19 protein-coding genes, 1 tRNA gene, 1 rRNA gene and 1 other annotated feature (1 of these 22 only partly in view) are annotated in these 24,388 nt (G+C 42.2%); of the genes, 2 read left to right on the top strand and 19 right to left on the bottom strand.

Going from position 1 to position 24,388, the window contains the following annotated elements; translation table 11 throughout:
• Positions 1–133 precede the first annotated feature (133 nt).
• The gene (locus L870_RS0105405; RefSeq protein WP_028517277.1) at positions 134–1,726 is read left to right on the top strand and encodes a sodium:solute symporter family protein; all 1,593 of its coding nucleotides are present in this window, start codon (positions 134–136) and stop codon (positions 1,724–1,726) included.
• An 84-nt stretch (positions 1,727–1,810) separates the two neighbouring features.
• Here L870_RS0105405 and L870_RS18405 read toward each other — a convergent pair whose 3' ends face one another.
• From L870_RS18405 to L870_RS0105330, 15 genes are all read right to left on the bottom strand, one after another.
• Complete coding sequence (locus L870_RS18405; RefSeq protein ID WP_028517276.1) at positions 1,811–2,686, bottom strand: dockerin type I domain-containing protein; 876 nt, start codon at positions 2,684–2,686, stop codon at positions 1,811–1,813.
• A 14-nt stretch (positions 2,687–2,700) separates the two neighbouring features.
• A complete protein-coding gene (locus L870_RS0105395) occupies positions 2,701–3,378 on the bottom strand; it encodes a 5'-methylthioadenosine/adenosylhomocysteine nucleosidase (RefSeq protein ID WP_028517275.1) in 678 nt (225 codons plus the stop codon).
• A gap of 104 nt (positions 3,379–3,482) precedes the next feature.
• On the bottom strand, positions 3,483–4,022 hold the full coding sequence (locus tag L870_RS0105390; protein ID WP_028517274.1) for a hypothetical protein: 540 nt from the start codon (positions 4,020–4,022) through the stop codon (positions 3,483–3,485).
• Positions 4,019–4,801 (bottom strand): SDR family NAD(P)-dependent oxidoreductase, encoded by a 783-nt coding sequence (locus tag L870_RS0105385; RefSeq protein WP_037271320.1) that lies wholly within the window; start codon positions 4,799–4,801, stop codon positions 4,019–4,021. Before L870_RS0105385 ends, L870_RS0105390 begins: the two co-directional genes overlap by 4 nt.
• A 4-nt stretch (positions 4,802–4,805) precedes the next feature.
• Complete coding sequence (locus L870_RS16720) at positions 4,806–5,963, bottom strand: DHHW family protein (RefSeq protein ID WP_242836489.1); 1,158 nt, start codon at positions 5,961–5,963, stop codon at positions 4,806–4,808.
• 11 nt (positions 5,964–5,974) lie between these two features.
• Positions 5,975–7,354, bottom strand: coding sequence for an MBOAT family O-acyltransferase (locus tag L870_RS0105375; RefSeq protein WP_028517272.1), 1,380 nt, complete (start codon positions 7,352–7,354; stop codon positions 5,975–5,977).
• Positions 7,344–7,943 (bottom strand): ribonuclease M5, encoded by a 600-nt coding sequence (locus L870_RS0105370; RefSeq protein WP_028517271.1) that lies wholly within the window; start codon positions 7,941–7,943, stop codon positions 7,344–7,346. The genes L870_RS0105375 and L870_RS0105370 overlap by 11 nt, the downstream gene beginning before the upstream one ends.
• Before the next feature lie 10 nt (positions 7,944–7,953).
• Positions 7,954–9,036 (bottom strand): DNA polymerase III subunit delta, encoded by a 1,083-nt coding sequence (gene holA / locus L870_RS0105365; RefSeq protein ID WP_028517270.1) that lies wholly within the window; start codon positions 9,034–9,036, stop codon positions 7,954–7,956.
• Positions 9,036–11,090 (bottom strand): ComEC/Rec2 family competence protein, encoded by a 2,055-nt coding sequence (locus L870_RS0105360; protein WP_028517269.1) that lies wholly within the window; start codon positions 11,088–11,090, stop codon positions 9,036–9,038. The genes holA and L870_RS0105360 overlap by 1 nt, the downstream gene beginning before the upstream one ends.
• Positions 11,091–11,101: 11 nt before the next feature.
• Positions 11,102–11,590, bottom strand: a complete 489-nt coding sequence (locus L870_RS16715; protein ID WP_051411423.1) for a phosphoribosyltransferase family protein — start codon at positions 11,588–11,590, stop codon at positions 11,102–11,104.
• A 62-nt stretch (positions 11,591–11,652) separates the two neighbouring features.
• On the bottom strand, positions 11,653–12,006 hold the full coding sequence (locus tag L870_RS0105350) for a histidine triad nucleotide-binding protein (protein ID WP_028514903.1): 354 nt from the start codon (positions 12,004–12,006) through the stop codon (positions 11,653–11,655).
• A 58-nt stretch (positions 12,007–12,064) separates the two neighbouring features.
• On the bottom strand, positions 12,065–14,692 hold the full coding sequence (gene alaS / locus L870_RS0105345; protein ID WP_028517268.1) for an alanine--tRNA ligase: 2,628 nt from the start codon (positions 14,690–14,692) through the stop codon (positions 12,065–12,067).
• 132 nt (positions 14,693–14,824) lie between these two features.
• Positions 14,825–15,021: a binding site (T-box leader), on the bottom strand.
• A gap of 333 nt (positions 15,022–15,354) precedes the next feature.
• A complete protein-coding gene (locus L870_RS0105340) occupies positions 15,355–18,345 on the bottom strand; it encodes an ATP-binding cassette domain-containing protein (RefSeq protein WP_028517267.1) in 2,991 nt (996 codons plus the stop codon).
• 184 nt (positions 18,346–18,529) lie between these two features.
• Positions 18,530–19,675 carry a ribose-phosphate pyrophosphokinase gene (locus L870_RS0105335; protein ID WP_028517266.1) on the bottom strand — a complete coding sequence of 382 codons (1,146 nt, stop codon included), beginning with the start codon at positions 19,673–19,675 and terminating at the stop codon, positions 18,530–18,532.
• A gap of 72 nt (positions 19,676–19,747) precedes the next feature.
• Entirely contained in the window at positions 19,748–20,278 is a 531-nt protein-coding gene (locus L870_RS0105330; protein WP_028517265.1) for an inorganic diphosphatase, read from the bottom strand.
• 361 nt (positions 20,279–20,639) lie between these two features.
• Here L870_RS0105330 and L870_RS0105325 point away from each other — a divergent pair, with 361 nt between their 5' ends.
• Complete coding sequence (locus L870_RS0105325; protein WP_080676355.1) at positions 20,640–22,568, top strand: substrate-binding and GGDEF domain-containing protein; 1,929 nt, start codon at positions 20,640–20,642, stop codon at positions 22,566–22,568.
• Positions 22,569–22,599: 31 nt separating this feature from the next.
• On the opposite strand, the gene L870_RS0105320 is transcribed toward L870_RS0105325, so the two are convergent.
• From L870_RS0105320 to rrf, 4 genes are all read right to left on the bottom strand, one after another.
• Positions 22,600–23,355: a radical SAM protein gene (locus tag L870_RS0105320; protein ID WP_028517263.1), complete on the bottom strand. Its 756-nt coding sequence runs from the start codon at positions 23,353–23,355 to the stop codon at positions 22,600–22,602.
• Between the two features lie 125 nt (positions 23,356–23,480).
• Positions 23,481–23,963 (bottom strand): deoxycytidylate deaminase, encoded by a 483-nt coding sequence (locus L870_RS0105315; protein ID WP_028517262.1) that lies wholly within the window; start codon positions 23,961–23,963, stop codon positions 23,481–23,483.
• A gap of 209 nt (positions 23,964–24,172) precedes the next feature.
• Positions 24,173–24,249, bottom strand: a tRNA-Ile gene (locus tag L870_RS0105310).
• Between the two features lie 45 nt (positions 24,250–24,294).
• Positions 24,295–24,388: ribosomal RNA gene (rrf, locus tag L870_RS0105305) — 5S ribosomal RNA — on the bottom strand; it runs 23 nt beyond the window's last position.

The raw sequence follows: 24,388 nt of genomic DNA, 5'->3' as shown, positions 1-24,388 counted from the left end.
TATTTTCACTAATTAGCTATTGACAATTTATGAATAATATAGTATAATTAGGCTTAGTTTACAACTTTATTCATTTAAAGCTTTACAGGTTTATCATTTTACACTGTAAGCGAACTGAAAGGTCGGGATACAAATGGGCGCAAAAGTCGCTACATTCGTCATACTTGCCATTTACATCGCTATAATGGTAAGTATAGGAATTTACATGTCAAGGCGTACAAAGTCTTCTGAGGACTTTATGCTTGGCGGAAGAAATGTTGGTTCATGGCTGACAGCATTCTCCTACGGAACAACTTACTTCTCAGCTGTTGTTTTCATCGGATATGCAGGACAGTTCGGCTGGATGTACGGAGCATCTTCAACATGGGTCGGAATAGGCAACGCCATAATCGGAAGCCTTATACCGTTCTTCCTCTTAGGAAGACGAACACGTCTTATGACAAATCACCTCGGTGCAAAAACAATGCCCGAATACTTCGAGCATCGTTTTAGCTCCACAAAGCTCAAAACAGCATCTGCTCTTATCGTATTCATTTTCCTCATTCCTTATACAGCATCTGTATACAACGGACTTTCACGTCTGTTCGGAATGGTATTCAAGCTTGGTGAAAACGGTGCAACATACATAATCATCGCAATGGCTGTACTTTCTGCCGTATACGTAACACTGGGCGGATACAAGGCTACAGCACTCAATGATTTCTTCCAGGGCATCATAATGCTTATAGGTATCGGAACAGTCGTAGCACTTACAGTACAGAAGAAGGACGGTCTTTCTGCTGCTCTTGATGCACTTAATACTATTTCCGACGGCAAAACAGAAACAGGAACGCTCGGTTCAATGTTCGGACCTGATCCTATAAACCTTCTCGGTGTTGTTATCCTTACATCTCTTGGTACATGGGGACTACCGCAGATGGTACAGAAATTCTACGCTATCAAGGATGAGCAGGCTATCAAGAAAGGCGCTATCATCTCAACTTTCTTTGCTATCGTAGTAGCAGGCGGCTCATATTTCATGGGTGGATTTGTAAGACTCTACTGCACACTTGACGGCACAGACGGCTCAGGCAGAGCACTTATTGATACAGTTGACGGAAAGCCTGTATACGATACGATGGTACCTGCACTTATACATCAGGCACTTCCTGATCTCCTTATCGGACTTGTTGTTGTACTTGTTCTTTCAGCATCACTTTCAACTCTTTCATCACTTGTACTTACATCGAGCTCAACACTTACCAACGATCTTATCAAGCCCCGCATCAAGGGCTTCGACGATAAGCATCAGGTAAAGTTCATGCGTATATTCATCGCAGTATTCCTTATAATCTCCGTAATCATCGCCTGCAACAAAAACGCATCTATCTCAACACTTATGTCCTACTCATGGGGCGCACTTTCGGGAGCATTCCTCGGACCATTCCTCTATGGTCTGTTTATGAAGAAGACTTCACCTGCCGCTTGTGCAGCAAGCTTTATCACAGGTGTTGGCATAAGCGTAACACACATGGTACTGTTCAGCATGAACATTGAAGCATTCAGCGGACTCAAGCAGTCAATAATCGAAATGAACTGCCCGTTAAATCTTCTCTCACCTATCAATGCAGGAGCATTTGCAATGATCGTATCACTTGTTATCGTACCGATAGTAAGCGCATTTACAAAGGCACCTGAGGAAAAGATAGTAGACAATGCATTCAGCAGTCTGAAAAAATCATTATAAAAGATCATCGGGAACATGAAAATGTTCCCGATCGTTTTTTACTATAGTCAAAAAAAAGCAGCCGCAAGGCTGCTTTTTTTATAATTACTTTCTGTTCTTTACAAAATCATTGAGTGAAGAAGTACCGTCACCTGAAAGGTAAGCATAATAAGCAAGAAGGTTACTTGCGTCAACAGAATCTACAAGACCATCGCCGTTGATATCAGCAGCTGCTCTCTGATTTGCGTCAAAAATACCGTCCTGACCTGCTGAGATCTTTGAATACTCCTTCATGATACCTGAAACGTCAACTGAATCCCACTTGCCGTCGTTATTGATATCGCCAAGCTTTCTGTCGGAAGCATTAATAAGGAGAGGCTTGCTGTTCTCGGATGGATCATACTCCTTGAAAGTACCGTCGCCGTTTCGAGCGATGATACCGCTGAAATAAGCTCCCTCGCTGTAAACCTTCAGATTGTATGAACCGCCTTCAGCATTAGCGTCAAACTTAGCATCAAAGCAAGCCAGCGGATAAGAGTCAGACTTCTCGCCGTTAAGCTCCATAGGCTTTTCGGAAGATATCTTTGAATAGTTTACAGCAAGCACATTAAGATCCTCAAAAGTATTGAGGTTCATGCTGTCATCAGTCTCGAATCCCTTATAAGGAGCACCCTTATAAAGAGCGTTAGGTCCTGTAAGATTAGAAAGCTTGAGTGACTTTTCAGCAGTTACCTTTACAAAGATCTGACCAGCCTTCTTGCTTTCGTCCTTTATGTATACAGCACATGGGATAGCCGATGTATTCTCCTTTGTATTTACAAATACAGCGCCAAATTTGAGTGTCTCAACACCGTCAGCTTTATCGTTCACAGTGAAGTATACAGAAGGTGCCTCATCTGCTGCATTAGCACTGAATGCAGGAGCTGCACACATAGCAGCGATCAAGCCCATAGAAACACCTGCACGTAATAATTTTTTCATAGTAAAAACTCCTTTCAGAGCAGCTCAGCCATACGAAGAACTATCTCCGCAACCCGCTTAGCTGCGATCTTTTCAAATTCGTCAAATGACATAGCTCCCTCATCATCTGCATTATCGGAAATGCAGCGCACACTGACATAAGGAAGCTCGTTAAGGTAACAGCAGTGACCTACAGCTGTACTCTCCATATCAACGGCATAAGGATCGAATTTTTCCTGAATAGCTTTTTTTACCTCATTGCTGGTAATAAAAGCTTCGCCCGAAACGATACGCCCTCTGAAGGATTTAACGCCAAATTCTTCACAAACCTTTTCCGCAGTATCAATAAGCTCGCCATCTGCCTTGAAGATACCGCAATAAGGAGGATAATCCTTGAGAAAATGAAGATCAAGATCGTGAGGAAGAACCTCTGTGGATATAACGACATCGCAAACCTTAACTGCACTGTTCATACCGCCTGCGATACCCGTATTTATCACACAATCGGGGTGGAAATTATCTATCATGACCTGTGTGCAGACTGCTGCATTTACCTTAGCTATTCCGCAGCAGGCATTTATCACAGTTTTGCCGCCTTTTTGATTAATGTAGAAATCGAAACCTGAGATATGTTTTATTTCAGCTTTACCAAGTATTTCCCTTATGTCAGCAAGCTCTGAAGGCATTGCTCCGATTATTGCAATAGTATTCAATATATCACTCCTTAGTCAAATTCTTTTTTTATTATAGCACATAATTATTAATAAATCAAGTACAAATGAAAAGACCGCAAACGTTGCAAAAAAACGAATGCGGTCTATCTTTTTTTGCGGAATTTAGGCATGATTCTCTTACGATAAAGATCATACATAAAAACAAGATCAAAATCATAGACAAGGAATATTATATTGCATATCCCCAGCATTATGTAAGCTCCATATATGCCCATTTCATTGAATTCATCAAGCATCTCATCGAGTCCGAGGAAATACACCGTAACATAGAAATACCCTATGATACAGATATTGAAAACAGCAAGCTTGATAATAAACCTGATGAGCCTGAGAGAGATTTTCTCAATATAAAACCTCAGTATAGGATAATGTCCGAAGAACATTATAAAAATAAGAGCTGCTTCCTTATCGAATGTCACGAAGACAGACAGCAGGCTGACGGCGAGATACGTAAGAAATGCCCAGCCTGTGCTGACTTCAACAGCTATTATCATAAGAAGGATACCTGCTATCCCCGGGAGCAGCAGATAGAGCGCAGGAAGAACTCCCGCAAGAAACATCGTAACAAGACACAAAGCCGATACGATGCCTCCAAGAGCTACTCTGTAGCTGATATCTCTCATTTCTTCAAAGCCCTTTCCTTCCCGTCGGAGGACTTTTTAGCCTGCTGTATATTGTACACTATAGCTGACAGTATCTTTGTAGGAACAAACCTTGCAGCAACTGTGCCAAGCCTTACTGTAAGCCCCGGTATAGCAAACAGCTTGCCCGTGAAAGCCTTATGCAGGGCATACTCAGCAGCATAATCAGCATTTATGGGCTTTACCGAAAAGCTTACACCTGCACGGTTATTGAAATTGGTCGCAACTGGACCCGGGCACAGGACCGTTATGGTAACATTTGACTTATCTCTGCGAAGCTCCTCATAAATAGCAATAGAAAGCTTCAGCACGTAGTTTTTTGTAGCATAATACGTAGCCATAAGAGGACCTGCCATAAAGCCTGCCGCAGAAGCCACATTCAGGATAGTACCGTAATCCTTTTTCTTGAAATCGCGCAGGAACAGCTTTGTAAGGATATGAAGAGCTGTAACATTAAGGTCTATCATATTCAGTTCATCGGTCATATCCGTATCATCAAATTTACCGAAAAGACCATATCCTGCATTATTAACGAGCATATCAACATCTTTTCCCTTGCAGAATTCATAAACTCTGAAGACCTCCTCGCGTTTTGCGAGATCAGCAGTTATTATCTCAGTACCTTTTCCGAGAGTTTTCTGCATTTCCTTCAGCATCTCCTCATTACGTCCCGTAAGGATAAGGTCCCAGCCTCTTTTAGCAAGTTTTCTTGCAATACTCTGTCCGATGCCTGATGTCGCGCCTGTAACTAATGCCTTCATAAGATCAATTCCTTTCTGTTATTTTCTCCAGAGAGATTTCTTTATCAAGATCATTTATTCCGAAAAGGAACAATGTCTGGCTGTAATCGTTTATGTTTATGATATCCGATAGCTCCCTGTCCAGCTGGTCTGGCGAAACAATGATTATCTCGCTGTAATGCTGAATAAGGAACGGAATGAAGCAGTCCGCATAGCTGTCCTTGATGACAAGGAGCTTTTTGTCATTCTGATTTGACGTTTTTATTTTTAGTACAGGAACATCTTCACCAAGGTACATGGAATACATATCGCTTGAATCAAGCCTGCTCCTGTCATATATCTCCCCCGCTGTCACCGAGCCGTCGTTCAGTATCCTTTCGCAGGATATCACTTCAGCACTGTCGGGACAATTGTAGATATCAATAAGATCAGCCTTAGGCTTATCGGAAAGTGTTCTGTTATAAAGATCGCCCCTGAAAGTATCAGTAACGTGCTCGATAATATACTTGTCATATAATGTTGACTGGAAACCAAGCTTCTGTATCACTGTCTTATAAACACAGTATGCTCCGTAACTGGTCCACTTAGTATCATTGCGGTAAAAAATATAGTTATCCTTCATCATTTTAAGAATATTGTAAGCGTCTATGGTACGTATCTTATTTATAAGCAGTTGATAAAGCTCATTTATTTTCTGACTTTCGGAACGGCTTATGATATGTGAAGGGAGAATATCACCGTACACACCTGTAGAAGACGGAACAGCAACAATATATACAGTAGTAGCATTGTCATATTTCAGTGCAAAATCATTGATAATACCTGCATTTTCCAGCAGAAGACTATTATCCTGCCCCGATACCTCTGTATCGAGCAGTCTTTCCTTGCTTACATAAACTCCGTTAACTATACTCTCCGAAAGTTCTTCCTGTATGCGGTCATTAGCGTATACCCATTTACTTCGTCCCGCAAAATGGTCGGTCATATATCTGTCCACCTGCTCGGCATAGCTTCCGTTGTACATCTCCTTAAACGAAGGGTCAGGAAAAGCGGCAAGCTGTCTGTTTTCATCGAATGACCGGTCTTTCTTCTCGCCGAAAAACGTCATCAGACCGAATACGGAAATTACCGATAAGGATAAAACAGCAGTAACGATACTCATTGCCTTGTTTAGCTTATTCACTTTACCCCTCCTTACAAATTAATAAGAAGCATATCCGAACTTCCGCTGTATGAGATAAGAGCAGTACATATGATAAGCGCAGCAGCTGCGATAAAAGGTGAAGCAACAGCAATAGCCGTCTTTATCCTTGCTTTTCCGGAACGTATCATCATATTCCTGAAAAGACTTGTGGATGCATACATAGTAATAAGCAGAAGCACAATATATGACTTTACAAGATAAAAGAACTGAGTATCCGCAAGTACACCGTTTCCGCCTATCATTGCAAACAGGTATTTAACAGAAAATGCAAGACTGTCCCCTGACAGAAATACCGTGCAGAGAATTACGGCAAAGAACGTGTAAACTATACCGGTAAAATTCATTATCTTCTTCGGAAGGATATAGTTTTCTGCGGTAAGGGCAATGCCCATCAGCATACCCCATATTGCACCATTTGGCGAAACGGTATACCAGAATCCGAAGATCGTCCAGCCACAAACAGCGACTGCCTCTCTGAGCCATTTTTCAGAACACACCACATATACAGGCTTCGTGACATACCTTCTCAGCCACTGTGTTACCTGAGACTGCCAGCGGGCAGCAAAATACTTTATCCTTGTGCTTAACAGCGGATAGTTGAAGCTCTGTGGTAATTTCAGTCCGAAACAGTAAGCAACACCTGTACCCATATCAGCAAATCCCGAGAGAGTGAAATACAGACAGAAAAGATAAGCCGTAATCCCCAGCCATGCAGTTGCTGCCGATATACTGTCAACGTCGCTGCTTCGTGTTGCGGTGTACAACATATAGAGATTATCCGCAGCAATCACCTTTTTGGTAAGCCCCTTTATAAAAAGCGACATACCCACACCTATATTGCTGAGGCTTTCCCTTCGGCTGTCAAGCACCTTTTTGAACACGCCGTACCTGAGGATCGGTCCCATAATAAGTCTCGGAAAGAACATTATATACAGAGCATATCTTATAAAGCTTTTTTCAGCCTTTATCCTGCCTTTATAAATATCTATCAGCGTACCGATGGCAGCAAGTGTAAAAAATGATATACCCACAGGATAGAAGCTTTCCGGAGCGTGCAGGATATCATGCAGCCATGCAAAATACTTTGTCCTGAATCCAAATATCATTATCAGGTCAAAAATGATACCCAATGTAAGAGGTACAGCTGCAAGCTTTTCGTTTTTTCTCAGCCTGCCTGTCATATGACCGAACAGGTAATTCACAACGGAATAGGCTGTTATAAAGAAAAGGAAATACAGACTTACAAAGCAGCAGAACGCCATGCTCTCTGCGAGCATTACTGCTTCTCTGAATCTTTTTGGTGTCAGATAATAGAGCAGCAGAGCAGCGGGCAGAAACCCGTATATAAACAGCAGACTGCTATATACCATTGTTTTCCTCCTTTATCTTCTCTGTCAGCTCCTCAAGCTCTCTGCTGTCCATCATGGTACAGAGAACCTCCACAAGAGCGCCTGCGGAAAGCTGTCTCGGCAGACCGAGACTCACCTGAAGCTTCTCACGTAACATACTGCTGTTTGAACCGCCGCTGAGTCCCAGCTCATAAAGCGTAAGCTTAGTAATATCAGAACGTGTGCTCTTTTCGGAAGCAGTAATACCTGCTTTCCTGAAAGCCTCCGTAAGTGTTTCCACATCTATTCCCTCAACGCCAAGCTTTCCCTCAGCGGAAGGCTTTGTCTTGCGTTTTTCCTTGCCGAAAACATCTGGGATATACACATTGGTTATCCTGCCGCTGCCAACAGCACCTTTGATATAGCCGCGTATCTTACGCCCTGCCGCATCTGAATCCGTAAGTATGATAATACCTGTTTTACTTGCATAATAGCGGATAAGCTCAAGCTTTTCCGTATCCTTGAAAATACCGAAGCCGTTGGTAACGATGATAACCGCGTCAACAATTGACGAAAGCTTTATCTTATCGTATTTACCCTCCACAATAATGGCTTCATCTAACTTAATCATAAGACCTCCGCTAATTTTTAGTCATAAGCATTTTAGTAACAGTCTGTTCAAGCACAGTTTTCTCGTCACATCCCCCTGAGTTAAGAGTGATATTGGTATCCCTCAGTATCCTGATGCAGTCTCTCAGCCTTCGTATGCTCATTTTCGAGCTGTCACGGAAAGCATTCTTTACCTTGAATTCCCATACATAAGCGAAATCCGCTTTCACATCGCTGACCTGTTTTCCGCATTTCCTTGCACATGAAGCGCGGTACATATCAATGAACGAAGCAGTGATATTCGCCAGTACAGCACCTCTGTTGTCCCTGTCCTGCATCAGTTCATCAAGAGCCTCAAAAGCTGCTCTTTTATTGAAAGCAGAAACAGCGTCCGCCAGCTTGAAAAAGGTAACATCACTCTGCCTGTGAACGAGGTTATGGATAATATCAGCAGTTATCTCGCCGCTGCCTGCATAAGAACAGAGCTTGTCTATCTCATTTTTTATGGTAAGTGTGTCGGACTGACACATAACAGCAAGCTCACGAGCATTATCAAGGGATATAAGGCTACCTCTTGCGGATACGCTTGCAGCAATATCCTTTGCAAGCTCATTTTCGCTTTTTATAGGACACTCAACAAGCTCACCGACCTTTTCGGCAAGGTCTGCAAGCTTCTTGTTCTTATCCTTGATAGTGCTCCTGCCTGTTTTATAATCAGTTTTTACAGCTATCTCAAAGCCGGTAACATTGAATATGACTACAGTCTGAGACGGTATATCCTTCAGTACCTCTATAAGCTTTTTATTGAGATCGTCACTTCGGAGTCCGGCCATGTTTTCACGGGGCTTTTCGCAGTTATAGTCATTAATGAGTATACAGTTATATTCAGACATCATAGGCATCATCTGTACCATATCGTAAAGCTCTGAGGTATCGAGATATCTGCCGTCCAGCTTATTGAGTGCAAACTCCTCATTATCCCCTACCGCAGCTTTGATTATCAGCTTTGTAAGCTTTTCCACTTCGGGAATATTTTTTCCGAAAATATAGTACAGATTTTTCAGCTCACCGTTTCTAAGCTGAGCCTTTATTGTTTTTAAGTCAGTCTGTGGCATCAGAGTCTCCTTATTTTACAGCTGCCCTTACCCGACAGCACTATCTCAAAATTGTTTTTATCATCAAGAAATATCATATTATCAATATTTCTGTCTGCGTCCTTTGATGCTTTTCCCCAGCACACCTTAATATCACCGTCAGCCTCAATTATATCAGAATATTTTGCAAAAGCTATATCACTGTTTTCATCACCTACAGTAAGGATACCATCGCCATACCTGATACAAAAGTCATCATGCGATATCAGAAGCTCTTTATCATAGAAATACACCAAATTATCCTTCGATATGCCTGCTATATCAGTATCACTGAATATAAGCCAATTTTTAACCTTAGTATATTCAAGCTCAGTATCATATGCAGCATAAGCCGACTGCACCTTTGCCGTTAGCACAGTATTGTCAGCTGTGGAAATACCATTTCTAATCAGGTATTTTCTCACATAAGCTGCCGAGCGGTAATTACCGCTGAGGTCTATGATATCAGCGCAGCCGTCCCTGCATACAACAACAGCAACGTTATTGCCCTTTCCGAGAACAGCAACGGTAAGAACGGAATTCTTCATTATACGCAGAACTCCCGAGCCTATAAACATAACTGCAATTGACAAAGAAATACATACACTGATAAATCTCCTGCTGCGGAACAAAGCAGCTGCAACTACAATCATAAACGTACATATAAGTAAACCGCTTACAATAGCTTTACTGTCGCAGGAAAAATGTGTCCATCTTATATAAGCCAGCCTGTCAGAGACGTTCAGTATAACATCATTTATCATCTTTGAAACAGGCAGCAGATCAAATACACCGCCTGTCAGCGCGTAAACAAGTCCGATAACCATTGACAGTGAACACAGCGGCACTACAATTATATTGCTGAGCGGAGCAATAAGCGATGTCTCATCAAAGAACAGCACTGAAAACGGAAATACGCACACAGTAGTGCAAAGCATCACCGCAAAGCTTTTTATCAGCTTTTGTATGGTCGTTTCCTTCGACATATCCTTGGTCATATACTGTGCAAAAACTCCTATACCGAAGGTACCTGCAACTGACAAGATAAAGCCTTCATCATAGACTGCATAGGGCTGAAAAAGGCATATGAGCAGTACCGCTCCTGCCAGCGAATTGAAGGTATCGTTCTGCCGTCTGAAAAGCCTTGCCGCATACATGAAGTTCATCATTATGGCAGCTCTCACAGCAGAAACAGGATAATCAGCCATAGCCGTAATGAAAACGAGAATAAGCTCCATTGCAATAAAAGAGACATACCTGTTGACACGAAGCGAACTCAGCATCGTCATAAGAACAAATACCGCTACCGATACATGAAGTCCGGAAACTGCCAGTATATGACCGATACCACTGCGGTATACAGCCGTTTTCAGATTTACGTCCATATCACGCTTCTCACCGAAAACCATACCTGCAAGCAGGTCGCCGCTGTCCTTTCCAAGCTCAGTGCGAAAATCGAAAATAATGCTTTCTCTGTACATGGAAATCGACTTCTTTAGTTTGCTGCCGTCACGTTTTTCAACGCTTACACTCCCGGCACTCCCCACACTTAGAAAAACGCCGTCAGACTTAAAGTATCTTTCACTGTCAAAGAGATAATCCTTTGCAGGTTTATAAAAATTACACTTTTCAATTGATATGATATCGCCGTAGTCCGCCTCACAGGAGCTGCTGTAAAAGCTGATCTTTGCGAATATATCATCATTTATCCTTCCATCAAGGATATAAGAGGCACTTCCGCCGTCGTAGCGCACTACATCTGAAACTTCGCCTTTAAAGCTGCCGCTTTTACCGTCCATAGAGACAGCAGGATAGTATCTTATGGCAGAATAAGCCGAAAATACGCATACAGCCGCAGCAAAAAAGGCGCCTATAACTATATAGTCAGATTTCTGCGCTCCGTACTTTCTAATAATAACAAGTGCAGCAGCTAACATTACTGAAAGAACTATCAGCGGCGCAGGACTGGTAAAAAATGAAGCGAAAAATAATCCCGCCATATACGCTGCCGCAGCACCAATCATTTTTCGCTTCATAATTTTATTCCTTATTTAAAGAAGAGAGGTAATTTCTCAAGGAAGATGATATCCTTTCTGTCAGCAGCATCGCCCTCAGCGAGAACAGCCGACTTACCTGTGATATCTCCTCCTGCCTCAGTCGCAAGCTTTTCAAGGGCGATAAGAGACTCACCTGTGCTTATAACATCATCAACGATGAGTACCTTCTTGTCTTTGAGCATCTCAGCCTTTTCCTGAGAGAGATAAAGTGTCTGCTCAGCAGCAGTAGTTATAGACTTTACAGTAACTGCAATCGGGTCTGTCATGTAAAGCTTTACGGACTTTCTTGCAACGACGTAAGGCTTTCCGCTGTTCCTTGCCATTTCGTAAGCAAGCGGTATACCCTTTGATTCAGCAGTAAGGATAACGTCAAAATACGGAGACTTTTTAAGAAGCTCACTTGCAACAGCCATAGTAAGCTCAACATCTGAGAACATTACAAAAGCCGCAATATCTATCTTATCATTGAGAGGACAAATGGGAAGCTCTCTTTCAAGACCTGCATGGTCATTTTATAAGTATTTGACATAATATATTCTCCTTATTCAGTCTTGCCGAGGGACTCAGGTCCCCAGCCCATTTTAACGCCTGCAAGCATATGGAAGTGAAGATGCTTGACAGTCTGACCTGCATCGTCACCGCAGTTATTGATAATACGGTAGCTTTCGATGCCCTCAGCCTTAGCTATTTTAGCAGCAGCCTCGAATACCTTTGCTACAGCATTTGAATTTTCTTCAGTTATCTCGTTAGCGCATGAGATATGTACCTTAGGGATTATAAGGTAGTGTACAGGAGCTATAGGAGCGATGTCCTTGAAAGCAAAAACAAATTCGTCCTCATAAACCTTAGTGCTTGGTATCTCGCCGTCAATTATCTTGCAGAATAAACAATCCATATTAGTTTCTCCTTTGTATTAAGATGTACGGAGCGGAAAGCCCGCTCCCATATTTTTATTAAAGTGATGCACTTACTACTTCTTCAAATTTGCCCATAGCTTCGTCGATCTTGGAGATATCTCCTGCACCTGCCATAGCGCCATCGGGCTTTCCTCCGCCCTTGCCGCCTGTAACAGCTGCGATCTCACGGACGATCTTTCCTGCGTTAGCACCCTTTGCAACAGCGTCCTTTGTGCAGACACAGTAGAATGTACCCTTTTCGCCCATAGTACCTGCAAAGAGAGCGATTATAGCTTCGTCCTTGTCCTTGACGCTGTCACCAAGCTTTCTGAGAGCGTCAGGTGCAGAGCCGTCCATTCTTGCAGAAACTATCTTAACTCCGCCAACTTCCTTTGCATTGTCAAAGAGAGCAGCTGTCTTTGAGTTAGCTATCTGCTGAGTTAAGCTTTCGAGCTTTTTGTCCTTCTCCTTAGCCTCAGCTGTCATAGCAGCGCACTTCTCGGGAAGCTCGGTAACATTAGCAAGCTTGAGTGCCTTTGCGGACTTGATGATAGTATTCTTGAACTCATTGAGAAGAGCGATAACGTTCATACCTGTTACAGCCTCAATACGTCTTACGCCAGCTGCAACAGAGCTTTCGGAAACTATCTTGAAAAGACCTATCTGAGAAGTATTTGATATATGAGTACCGCCGCAGAATTCAACTGACTTGTTTGCAGTTACAACACGGACAGTATTGCCGTACTTTTCACCGAAGAGAGCCATAGCCCCCAGCTTTCTTGCCTCTTCAATAGGCATTTCCTGCATAGTAACAGGGAAAGCGGACATTATCTCAGCATTTACGATATCCTCGACTCTTGCTATCTCCTCCTCAGTCATTGCACTGAAGTGGTTGAAGTCAAAACGACAAGCCTTTTCGTTAACGAGCTGTCCTGCCTGATGAACATGGTCGCCAAGTACCTGTCTGAGTGCATGCTGAAGAAGATGTGCAGTAGTATGGTTACGCATAATAGCCATTCTGCGGTCTTTTTCTATCTGAGCAAGCACCTTGTCGCCCTTTGAGAGGCTTCCCTGCTCAACAGTAGCGATATGGAGAAAGTGTCCCTCAGACTTTATAGTATCATCAACAGAAGCGATATTCGCACCGTTGATGAGCATACCTGTGTCGCCTACCTGTCCGCCGCTCTCAGCATAGAAAGGAGTAACATTGAGAACGATAACAACATCGTCGCCTTCAACGGCAGTCTCAACTTCATTTCCGTCCTTATAGATAGCAAGTATCTCTGCGTCCTCAGCCTCAAAGTCTGTATAGCCTGTGAAAATAGTTGCAGGAGCGTCTACCTTGATGCTGTTGTCAGCCCATGAAGAACCTGCCTTAGCGGCATGGTCAGCCTTAGCTCTTGCTCTCTGCTCCTTAGCAAGCTCTGTGAAGCGGTCACGGTCAACTGTATAGCCCTTTTCCTCGCAGATCTCCTCTGTAAGGTCTATAGGGAAGCCGTATGTATCTGAAAGCTTGAATGCATCGTCGCCTGAGAGGACTTTACCGCCCTCGGCAGCAAGCTTTTCTGTGAACTGGTTGAGAAGCTCTGTACCCTTGTCGATAGTCTTTGCAAAAGCTTCTTCCTCAACACCGATGATCTTCTTGATGTAGTCGCGCTTCTCAGCAAGCTCAGGATAAGCATTTGCATTTTCGTTTATAACTGTATCACATACCTCTGTGAGGAAAGGTCTCTTAACGCCCAAAAGTCTGCCATGACGTGCAGCTCTTCTGAGGAGACGGCGAAGAACGTAGCCGCGTCCCTCATTTGAAGGAAGTATACCGTCACCAACCATGAATGTAGTACTTCTGATATGATCGGTGATAACACGAAGAGAAACGTCCTTCTTAGCGTCCTTCTTGTACTCAACACCTGCAATTGAGGAGATATGCTTCATGATATTCTGAACAGTATCAACTTCAAAGATATTGTCAACGCCCTGCATTACGCAAGCAAGTCTTTCAAGTCCCATACCTGTGTCGATGTTCTTGCTCTTCATCTCGGCATAGTGACCTTCGCCGTCGCTGTCGAACTGGCTGAATACAAGGTTCCATATCTCGATAACTCTGTCGCAGTCGCTTGCCTGCTCGAAGCTCTCGAAAGGACCGTAAGCCTCACCGCGGTCAAAGTGTATCTCTGAACATGGACCGCAAGGACCTGAGCCGTGTTCCCAGAAGTTATCCTTCTTACCAAGACGGATAATTCTGTCATGAGGGATACCGATGTGCTTTTCCCATATCTGCTCAGCCTCGTCATCACTCTCAAAAATAGTTATCCAGAGCTTTTCAGCAGGTATAGCAAGAGTCTTTGTGAGGAATTCCCAAGCCCACTCGATAGCCTCAGTCTTAAAGTAATCACCGAAGGAGAAGTTGCCGAGCATCTCAAAATATGTACCGTGGCGAGCTGTCTTGCCAACACTTTCGATATCTGGAGTTCTTATACATTTCTGACAGGTAGTAACTCTCTTGTTCGGAGGAGTAGCCTGTCCGAGGAAGAATTTTTTAAGAGGAGCCATACCCGAATTGATAAGAAGAAGGCTCTTGTCGCCCTGAGGTACAAGAGAAGCACTTGCCATTCTTGTATGGTTCTTGCTCTCAAAGAAAGATAAATACTTTTCACGTAGATCGTTAAGACCTGTCCACTGCATAAAAATGATCTCCTTTTAATTAATTCATAATTCATAATGTGTAATGCATAATCAATCAACATCACACATCAAGGACACTGTTACACTTTAATCCGTATTTCCGAATTAAAACAAAAAGAGCCCCGCCGCCATAAATGGGACGAAGGCTTTCGTGGTACCACCCAAATTCAAAAGGAACGAAGTCCTTTCCTCAATATCCTTAACGCAGAAATACGCCCCGATTTCTCAGAGTAGCTCAGGGGTAGCACCTGTATTATGCGTAAAAGCTCGCACCCACCGCTTTCTCTCTGCACCGCATATGCTACAGTCATTCCCATCATTGCTATACTATGTTATTATAACGCTTTTTTTGGTAAAAGTCAATGGTTTTGCAAATATTTCTGAAAAAACTGCTCATATCAAGCAAATGATCTCAAAATAATTTTGCATTTTCTTCCTCAGCCTTATATTACTCACAGTTCATTATATTAATGAGATTCCGGTAAGCTTTAGCAATGCTCAGAAAAATAACCCCCTTTGTTATAATAGTTCATGTCTGCAACACAAACTAAAATTTCAAAGGAGGTTACGGTGAACCCGTTTTACAACATTTCGGATCAAATTACAAATATTATGTCATTATCTGACTTTTTCTCTTAACTCAAAAAACTGATATGCCTGTATTATTCTGTTCTGAGCGCTTCAACAGGATCTTTTCTTGCTGCAACGCCTGACGGGATAAGTCCTGCAATAAGTGTAAGTAGCATACTGATAACAACAAGTATCACAGCACCCACAACAGGAACGTGAGCGCGAAGCGTATCAAGACTTGTTACATGATGTATGATAGCGTTTATAGGTATGGTCAGAAGCACCGACACTCCTATACCTATAAGACCTGCCGCAAGTCCCACAAGCAGCGTTTCTGCATTGAATACCGTGCGGACATTATGCTTTGAAGCACCTATTGCACGGAGAATACCTATCTCTCTTGTACGTTCAAGAACAGATATATATGTGATGATTCCTATCATTATTGAAGAAACCACAAGTGATATTCCGACAAAGGCAATAAGAAGATATGATATACCGCTTATAATGCCTGTAATTGATGACATAAGAAGTGCGACAACATCGGTATAATGTATAACGTCAGACTCCTTTACGCCCTCGTTATATCGCTTTATAGCATCTGATATATCGTCCTTGTCCTCAAAGCTCTTTGCAAAGAGTCTTATACGTGACGGGTCAGACTCGTCTGCAACACCCAGAAGCTTCAGGTTGTCATCGTATGTTGATTTTGATATCTCCTCGGGAGTATACTTCTCAAATACAACAGCATAATTCTCATCGCTTACAGGAGTTGAATCAAGCAGCTTTGCAAGCTCTGCATTTGTAAGCGAACCGAGCTGTTCCTGAGCCATCTGAGCGTACTGCTGTGCTATCTGCTCTCTGATAGCCTGCTCAGCATAGCCTTTTAGCTCTTCATCGCTCATAGCCTGAACAAATGATTTTACCTGCTCTGCATCAACACCAAGCTCAGATGAATACATCTGAGTGATCTGATCTAAGAACTGCTGACGGTCAAAATCCTTCATAGCAGCTTCTACCTGAGCATCTGCCTGTGCAGGGTCAGGCTGTGATATAACAAGGCGGTAGATGTCAGCCTTTGTATCTGTATCGGCATTCTTGATGAATTCCTTGACAGTTTCGACTTTCTCCTTGATAGTAGGCTCAATATAATCATCAGACATGAATTTTGTGCCCGTGATAATGTCGTTTTCCTTATCTTCGACCTGTTTCTTAACAATGTCGCTGTCATTGGTCTTGTTTATAACGTATTCCGTAAGCTGAGATGTATAGCACAGATAACCGCTGAGCATAGGAGCCTTTACATCTTCCTTCGGCTGTATGAAACCGACTATCTTGATCTCTGTTCCTATATCATCTGCATTGAACAGATATTCAAGACCTGTCTCAGTAGCTGAGATATCGTTGAAGCCCTTTCCTGTGATATCCTTCTGATAATACTCGCATGGAAGTATCATCTTGAACTTCTTCCCTGTTATCTCGTCAAGACTCCACTCGGTCTTACCGTAGTCCTTGATCTCCTGATTGCTCATAACAGCTTTCAGCTTTTCGTTAAAGCCTTCCTTATCCTTCAAGCCCATAGGGTAGACCATGATATCGGGAAGTTCATTGTTTCTGGTGAGAACTACGACCACCTCATCGTAATTCTCCGGCCATCTGCCGTTTACGACATCATACTGCTCCTTGACTATATCGTTTACAGGCTCGCCTTTTTCACCCGGGAGCAGTTCTTCCATGATATTGAGACCGAATGCCTGCATCTCCATATCAGCCATAGGATTGTTCATGGAAGCAGCCATAATGTCCGAATCGCCCATTCCCATAGCCTTGTTGTACATATCCATAAAGTCTACCTTTACGATCTCACCTGATGGAGACTGTGTGAATATAGGCATCTTTACATCATAGGAATATCCGATGGCAGTTGTTTTTTCTGCAATTACACTGTCAGTTTCAATAAATTTCTTGAAATCCTTCATATTGTTTATCTGCTTTGCAGAGGCATTGAAGGAATTAAACATATCATAGACCTGAGTATTTGAGTACACCTTGTCAGCTTCAAAGGTACGTGCTTCGTACTCCTCCTGATTTTTCATAAGAGCCGATATCATTCCTGATGTATCGGTATTCTCACGCATTATCTCAAGAGGATAGGAAGAAAGTGTCTCCTCCTGTATATTGTCGATATATTCATTGATACCCGTTGCAAGAGAAAGGATAAGAGCAATACCGATTATACCGATAGAACCTGCAAAGGCTGTCAGCAGAGTCCTTCCCTTTTTGGTGAGTAAATTATTGAGGGAAAGAGATACCGCAGTACCAAAGGACATTGAAACTCTCTTTTTATTCTCCTTGCCTGACTTTTTATCAGCTTTCTTATCCTTTGACTTTTTAGCTTTTTTAACCTCAAATGGATCACTGTCACCTGTGAGCTTACCGTCCTTTATCCTGATTATACGTGTAGCGTACTGATCTGCAAGCTCAGGATTATGAGTTACCATGATGACCAGTTTATCCTTTGCTATCTCTTTGAGAAGTTCCATTACCTGTATGGAAGTTTCCGAATCAAGAGCACCTGTCGGCTCATCTGCAAGGAGTATATCAGGATCGTTTATAAGTGCACGGGCAATTGCAACACGCTGCATCTGTCCACCTGACATCTGATTAGGCTTCTTATGTATCTGATCCCCCAGACCTACCTTTTCGAGAGCTTCTTTCGCACGTTTGCGGCGTTCTGATTTGGATACGCCCGAGATAGTCAGCGCAAGCTCAACATTAGACAAAACAGTCTGGTGCGGTATAAGATTATAGCTCTGGAAAATAAAACCGATAGAATGGTTTCTGTAAGCGTCCCAGTCTCTGTCCTTGTATTCCTTTGTTGAGACGCCATTGATGATGAGATCACCTGATGTATAGTGGTCAAGTCCGCCTATAATGTTAAGAAGCGTAGTTTTACCGCAGCCCGAATGACCGAGTATAGCTACAAATTCGCTCTCTCTGAAAGTAACGCTTACCCCGTTGAGAGCATTTACGACGTTATCCCCAACGCCGTACTTTTTCACTATGTCTTTGAGTTGTAACATTTAATCTCCCCTTCGTTATTATTTTTAGCTTTAAATCCCTCATGTAAATTAAAATTTACTAACATCATTATAGCACTTTGACGAATAATTGTCAATTCGATTGTTATTTTTTCACAGCGACTTCACATAAATTTCACAAATAAATAAGGCATTGTTTGTTAACAATGCCTTATCAGTTAAATATTTATTTCATGCCGTATTTCTTAAGGAGAGTCTCTATCTTTGTATGCGGATCAATGATCTTGCTGATAGAAACATCGTGATTGATAGCTTCAATGAAATATGCGATATACTTTGATACATCGACCTCATGGAACCAAGGTCTGCTGAGAAGCTCAGGTGTTCTGTAAGTAAGGTTTGTACCGAATACACCGTCGATGATGCCGTCCTCATAAGCCTTGTCGAACTTTTCAAGACCGTTTGTGAAGATAGCATAAGTAGCATAAGCGAAGAATCTGCCTGCCTTCTTTTCCTTGAGAGCAGAAGCAACATCAAGCATAGACTCGCCTGACGAGATTATATCATCTGATACGAATACGTCCTTGCCCTCAACAGGGTTTCCGAGGTATTCGTGAGCAACTATAGGATTGCGTCCGTTTACGATAGTGGAGTAGTCTCTTCTCTTGTAGAACATACCCATCTCAACGCCGAGAACTGATGCATAGTACATATTTCTGTTAAGAGCACCTTCATCAGGGCTTACTACCATGAACTTGTCCTTGCTGAAACTAATATCCTTGATATCCTTGAGCATAGCCTTGAGTACCTGATAAGTCGGCATAACGTTATCAAATCCCATGAGCGGGATAGCGTTCTGTACTCTCGGGTCGTGAGCATCGAATGTTACGATATTTGATACGCCCATTGCCTCAAGCTCCTGAAGAGCGCAGGCACAGTCAAGAGATTCACGATAGCTTCTTCTGTGCTGACGGCCGCCGTAGAGAGTAGGCATAATGACAGTTATGCGGTGAGCCTTACCGCTTGCAGCCTGAATTATTCTTTTAAGATCCTGAAAATGATCGTCAGGTGACATTGCATTCTGCATTCCAAAGTAGTCGTACTTGATGCTGTAGTTACCTACATCAATAATGATGAAGAGATCCTTGCCGCGGATAGTTGATTTGATGAGACCCTTTCCGTCGCCCGATGAAAAACGAGGGCACTCGCTCTCAACGAGGAATGAATCAACATTGATACCGCCCTTGCCTGCCCAGTCAACAAGATAATCGTCGATCTTTTTTCCAAGCTCGGTAACGCTGTTCATTGCGATGATGCCAATAGGGGCAACATTTGAATCACTGCCGAATAAAATTTCACTTGAAGCTGTCATAAAACCTTTTTTCACACGCAGAAAACGTGTGATCTCCTTTCGCATTTAGTCATTTTCGGTCAAAACCATGCATTATTTACAGAAGTTCTCGATATAGCGTTCAATATCCCCGCTTATGATAGTTTTTGCAACATCTGCATGATCGACCTCGTTAACGGCTGTTGTTTTGTTTTCAAGTTCCTTGTAAACTGTGAAAAAATGTGTCATTTCATCAAAAATGTGCTGTGGAAGCTCTTCGATATCCTTATACATATTATAATTCGGATCCTCAAACGGTATAGCAATGATCTTGTCATCGCGGTGGCCGTTATCAAGCATTCTGATAACTCCGATAGGATAGCATCTTACAAGAGTAAGAGGCATAAGCTGTTCAGAGCAAAGAACCAGAACGTCGAGCGGGTCGTTATCGTCCGAATAAGTCCTTGGGATAAATCCGTAGTTTGCAGGATAATGGGTCGAGGTATAAAGGATACGGTCCATTTTTATAAGACCTGTTTCCTTGTCAAGCTCATACTTGATCTTGCTGCCCTTTCCGATCTCTATCACAGCAATAAAATCTTCGGGAGTTATCCTTTTCGGACTGATCTTGTGCCAGATATTCATAAATTTCCTCCGCAGATATCTTTCCGCGCCTGCTGCACGGTGTCAGATTATTTTGATAAGCCATTTAATGACGTTATCCCCTACAATTTAGTATACCATTTTTTTGAGATTTGTCAATATACCGTTCAATTTTCGGCAATTCCGATAAATTATCCCAAAATTACAGCTTTTTTTCGTCTTTTCGTCTTTTTTAAATTTTTGTATGATTTTACTATTTTTTTACTGCCAGTAGACTGATATTAATAAAAAGTGAATATCAATAATGAATATTATAATAAAATTATATTGATTTTTTTCAAAAAATATAGTAAAATATATCTATGGTTAGTTTTTGGAGACTTTTGACAGAAAGGGGATAACGATGAGTGGTTACAGAATTGCTGTCATCATAGAAGAGATCGGTCAGAGCTATCAGAGTGCTATTCTTGATGGCATTTCATCTGCTGCTGTAGAATTCGGTCTCAACGTGCTGGCATTCACTTCATTCAGCGGTGATATGAATAACGCTCGTCATGACATAGGCGAATTCAATATATTCAGTCTCCCTGATTTCAATGATTTCGACGGTGCTATTCTTCTCACAAATACAATTTATTATAAGCCTGTGGGCAACATTATCCTTGAAAGAATAAAAAAGGCAGGAATACCTGCTGTAAGCATAGATAAAGATGTACCTTCATTCTATTATATCGGCATAGATAACAAGACTGCAATGCGCAAAATAACCGAGCATATGATAAATATACACGGTTTCAGGCGCTTTGCTTATATTTCGGGACCTCCCGGCAATACCGAAAGCTCGGACAGACTTGCGGGTTTTTCAACTGTCCTTGAGGAAAACAGACTTACACTCACTGAGGATGCTATATATTACGGCGATTTCCGTGCTCCCACAGGAAAGCTTGCTGTTGAGCATTTCCTTGATACATTGCCTGAGCTTCCCGAAGCAATAATATGTGCAAATGATGTTATGGCTGCATCGGCTATAACCACCCTTGCTTCTCACGGATACAATGTTCCCGACGATATAGCCGTTACCGGCTTTGACAATACCTACAACAGCCATAATTATCAGGTTGAGCTGACTTCCGTTGAACGTCCTCTCGGACTTTCGGGAAGGCTTGCCTGCAAAATGCTGTATAATCATCTGCGTGGACTGTCACAGGAACGAAGTGTTATACTTAATATGTCCACCTGCTTTACAGAGAGCTGCGGCTGCGGTCATAATGCACTTTCTGACCTTTCAGAACTGAAAAAGCTCAATTACAGGAACTATTCAAACTTTGAAAGCATACAGACCTATATGTCGGTACTAAACCGCATTTCCACGCAGCTTCTTGCCTGCAATACCTTCGATGAGTATATTGCTACATTAAAACGCACAGCTATAGAAATACATCCTGACGAATTCTATTTCTGTCTATGCGATAACTGGAACAGCGAAGAAGCTGTTGAAAGTCCGACAAATACGGAAAAAACAGCTGAAAAAGTGCCTATAACCTACACCGATGAAGTTATCGTAAATATTGCCTACGTCAACGGCGAGTTTATTGACTGCGGTAAGATAAGGGCAAAGGATATAATCCCTCCCGATATCAAAACAGATGATAAGGGAAAACTCTACTTCGTAACTCCGATTCACTTTGGTGAAAGATGTCTGGGATATATGGTTATACGTAGCACAAAACTCGCTCTTCAGAATATAATGTTCCAGTCATTCTGTATCAGTATATCCAACTCCCTTGAAAATATAAGAAAGCTGATGTGCCTTGAATACGCTGTTGACAGACTCGGCAAGCTATATACACTTGATACCTTTTCGGGAGTATACAACAGAAACGGCTTCGTTCTTGAAACATCTGCTCTATATGAGAAGTGTACGGAAAATCATCTTGATATTATGCTTATGTTCATCGACCTTGACGGACTTAAAGAAATAAACGACACCTACGGTCATAACACAGGCGATCAGGCTATTTGTCATATTGCCAATGTTCTGAGAGAATCATGCAGCAATGAAGTATTCTGCCGTTTCGGCGGTGATGAGTTCATAGTCTTCGGAGCTGATTATAATAAGGAAGATGCAAACAAGCTCACTAAAAAAATAAACGCAAATATTGAAAAAATAAATAAGAGTGGTGTAAATCCGTTTGCACTCAGTGTAAGTACAGGATTTATAATCGCAACACCTAAAGAGGGAAAGGATATCTTCTACTTTGTTACAGAAGCCGACAAGCAGATGTATAAGGAAAAGAAAAAGAAAAAACTCTCCCGCAATCCGAAAGAGTAAAAAAACCGCAGCAGGTGCTGCGGTAATTTTTTTATACGGGAGAATACTCCTCTACCAACTGTAGTACGTTCTTATGGTAAATATTTCCGTTCAGCGCACTTCCGTCACAGCCGATACAAAGAGAGTGGATATCAAACGGTGATTCTTCATAGGGATTTTGAGGAGCATCACCGTTAAGGAAATACTCGCTCAAATTTTTCAAAGCACTTCCCTGAGGAAAAATAACATTGCCTCTGCCTATATCAAAGCCTTTATCAGCGAATCTGCCAATGAGCGATACAGTTTTGAGATTATACGGATTGTCGTCACTTTCGCTTACGAGCCATGCAGGACTTATTTCAACATATACACCTGCTGATTTCAGGCTGTCAGCAAAGAACTCCACAGGCTCAAGAGGGATAGTTTCCTGATGAAAAGCGTCCACAGAGAGCATAACACGTTCAACACGGCTCTCATGCAGTATCATAGCAACCTCATGTATCCTGTTCTTATCCTTGCTGAAAAATCCGTTAGTAATGATATCGCGCTGTGGGATCCCCATTTCAAAGGCAGTCCTGTGTATTTCAGCAACAGTTTCGGGATAAAGCAGAGGCTCACCGCCGAAAGTCATCAAAGACTTAATATCATACCTGCTGCAAACATCTTTAACTGCCTGAACAGCAGCTTCTGTATCAATATGCGGAGAACCTGTACTGTGATCTCCTTCACTGCAATGCTTGCATCTGCCAGTGCAGCACATTGTAACTATAAATTCAATCCTGTTAAGATTTTTCAAATATTCATTCATAATAACTGCTCCTTTTTATATTATATCAAAAATCGGCGCAGTACGGGAACTATTCTTACTCGGTGTGCCGTTCCCTCTCTTACTGCACCGAGCAGTTAATTCGTTTCAATTGCATATCTTTCACCTTAAACCGAAAGAACTATATCCTTACCGTTTGACTTATATTCTTCAACCTTGACTCCACATTTCTCAAAGAGAATAGTGGAAGCCTTGACACTGTCGGTATCCGCATACTTATTGCACTTATAGACAACACGGTTTATACCCGACTGTATTATTGCCTTTGCACATTCATTGCAAGGATAAAGGGTAACATAAAGCGTACAGCCGCTTAGGCTGCCGAAGCTGCTGTTAAGGATAGCATTAAGCTCTGCATGGCAGACAAATGGATACTTTGTATCAAGCGGCGATTCTGCCTCACGCTCCCACGGCATCTCATCATCAACACAGCCGATAGGCATACCGTTATAACCAACAGAAACGATCTTATGCTGATCATTTACAATACAAGCACCTACCTGTGTTGAATTATCCTTACTGCGTTGAGCAGAAAGCAGAGCAATACCCATAAAATACTCGTCCCAGCTTATATAATCAGTCCTTTTCATAATAAACTCCTTAAAAAACGGTTATTATACGAATCTTAATATGTAAGTATTATAACATACATTTTTCTATAAATCAATAAAATATAAGAAAAAAGCCTTCAAACCAATATGTTTGAAAGCATAATTTGTCTATAAAGAATAAAAACATTTCTGAAACAAAAATCGCGGCTCAAAAACCTGAACCGCGAAACTGCGCGCCCGCTCGGCGCTGGTGGGCCATTAGGGACTCGAACCCCAGACCGTCCGGTTATGAGCCGGATGCTCTAACCAACTGAGCTAATGGCCCTCATAAATTAATCGGAAGCTGATTTTAGCTTCCGATATTTATTTGTGTCGGCACTGATTTAGTTTCCCGGGCCGTCACCAGCCAAGTATCGTCAACGCGAATGAGCTTAACTTCCGTGTTCGGAATGGGAACGGGTGTG

It is taken from the genome of Ruminococcus flavefaciens ATCC 19208, from assembly GCF_000518765.1.
In the GTDB taxonomy this organism is placed as follows: domain Bacteria; phylum Bacillota; class Clostridia; order Oscillospirales; family Ruminococcaceae; genus Ruminococcus; species Ruminococcus flavefaciens.
The sequence above is the reverse complement of the archived record's forward strand: the minus strand, read 5'-3'. Positions and strand labels throughout refer to the sequence as shown.

Excerpts from the sequence above, each read along its gene's own strand:
- L870_RS0105360 (WP_028517269.1), bottom strand. The coding sequence starts at position 11,090 with ATGAAGCGAAAAATGATTGGTGCTGCGGCAGCGTATATGGCGGGATTA.
- L870_RS0105315 (WP_028517262.1), bottom strand. The coding sequence starts at position 23,963 with ATGAAAAGGACTGATTATATAAGCTGGGACGAGTATTTTATGGGTATT.
- L870_RS0105340 (WP_028517267.1), bottom strand. The coding sequence starts at position 18,345 with ATGTTACAACTCAAAGACATAGTGAAAAAGTACGGCGTTGGGGATAAC.
- L870_RS18405 (WP_028517276.1), bottom strand. The coding sequence starts at position 2,686 with ATGAAAAAATTATTACGTGCAGGTGTTTCTATGGGCTTGATCGCTGCT.
- L870_RS0105335 (WP_028517266.1), bottom strand. The coding sequence starts at position 19,675 with ATGACAGCTTCAAGTGAAATTTTATTCGGCAGTGATTCAAATGTTGCC.
- holA (WP_028517270.1), bottom strand. The coding sequence starts at position 9,036 with ATGCCACAGACTGACTTAAAAACAATAAAGGCTCAGCTTAGAAACGGT.
- L870_RS0105375 (WP_028517272.1), bottom strand. The coding sequence starts at position 7,354 with ATGGTATATAGCAGTCTGCTGTTTATATACGGGTTTCTGCCCGCTGCT.
- L870_RS0105405 (WP_028517277.1), top strand. The coding sequence starts at position 134 with ATGGGCGCAAAAGTCGCTACATTCGTCATACTTGCCATTTACATCGCT.
- L870_RS0105385 (WP_037271320.1), bottom strand. The coding sequence starts at position 4,801 with ATGAAGGCATTAGTTACAGGCGCGACATCAGGCATCGGACAGAGTATT.
- L870_RS0105370 (WP_028517271.1), bottom strand. The coding sequence starts at position 7,943 with ATGATTAAGTTAGATGAAGCCATTATTGTGGAGGGTAAATACGATAAG.
- alaS (WP_028517268.1), bottom strand. The coding sequence starts at position 14,692 with ATGCAGTGGACAGGTCTTAACGATCTACGTGAAAAGTATTTATCTTTC.
- L870_RS0105325 (WP_080676355.1), top strand. The coding sequence starts at position 20,640 with ATGAGTGGTTACAGAATTGCTGTCATCATAGAAGAGATCGGTCAGAGC.
- L870_RS0105390 (WP_028517274.1), bottom strand. The coding sequence starts at position 4,022 with ATGAGAGATATCAGCTACAGAGTAGCTCTTGGAGGCATCGTATCGGCT.
- L870_RS0105330 (WP_028517265.1), bottom strand. The coding sequence starts at position 20,278 with ATGAATATCTGGCACAAGATCAGTCCGAAAAGGATAACTCCCGAAGAT.
- L870_RS0105320 (WP_028517263.1), bottom strand. The coding sequence starts at position 23,355 with ATGAATGAATATTTGAAAAATCTTAACAGGATTGAATTTATAGTTACA.
- L870_RS0105350 (WP_028514903.1), bottom strand. The coding sequence starts at position 12,006 with ATGGATTGTTTATTCTGCAAGATAATTGACGGCGAGATACCAAGCACT.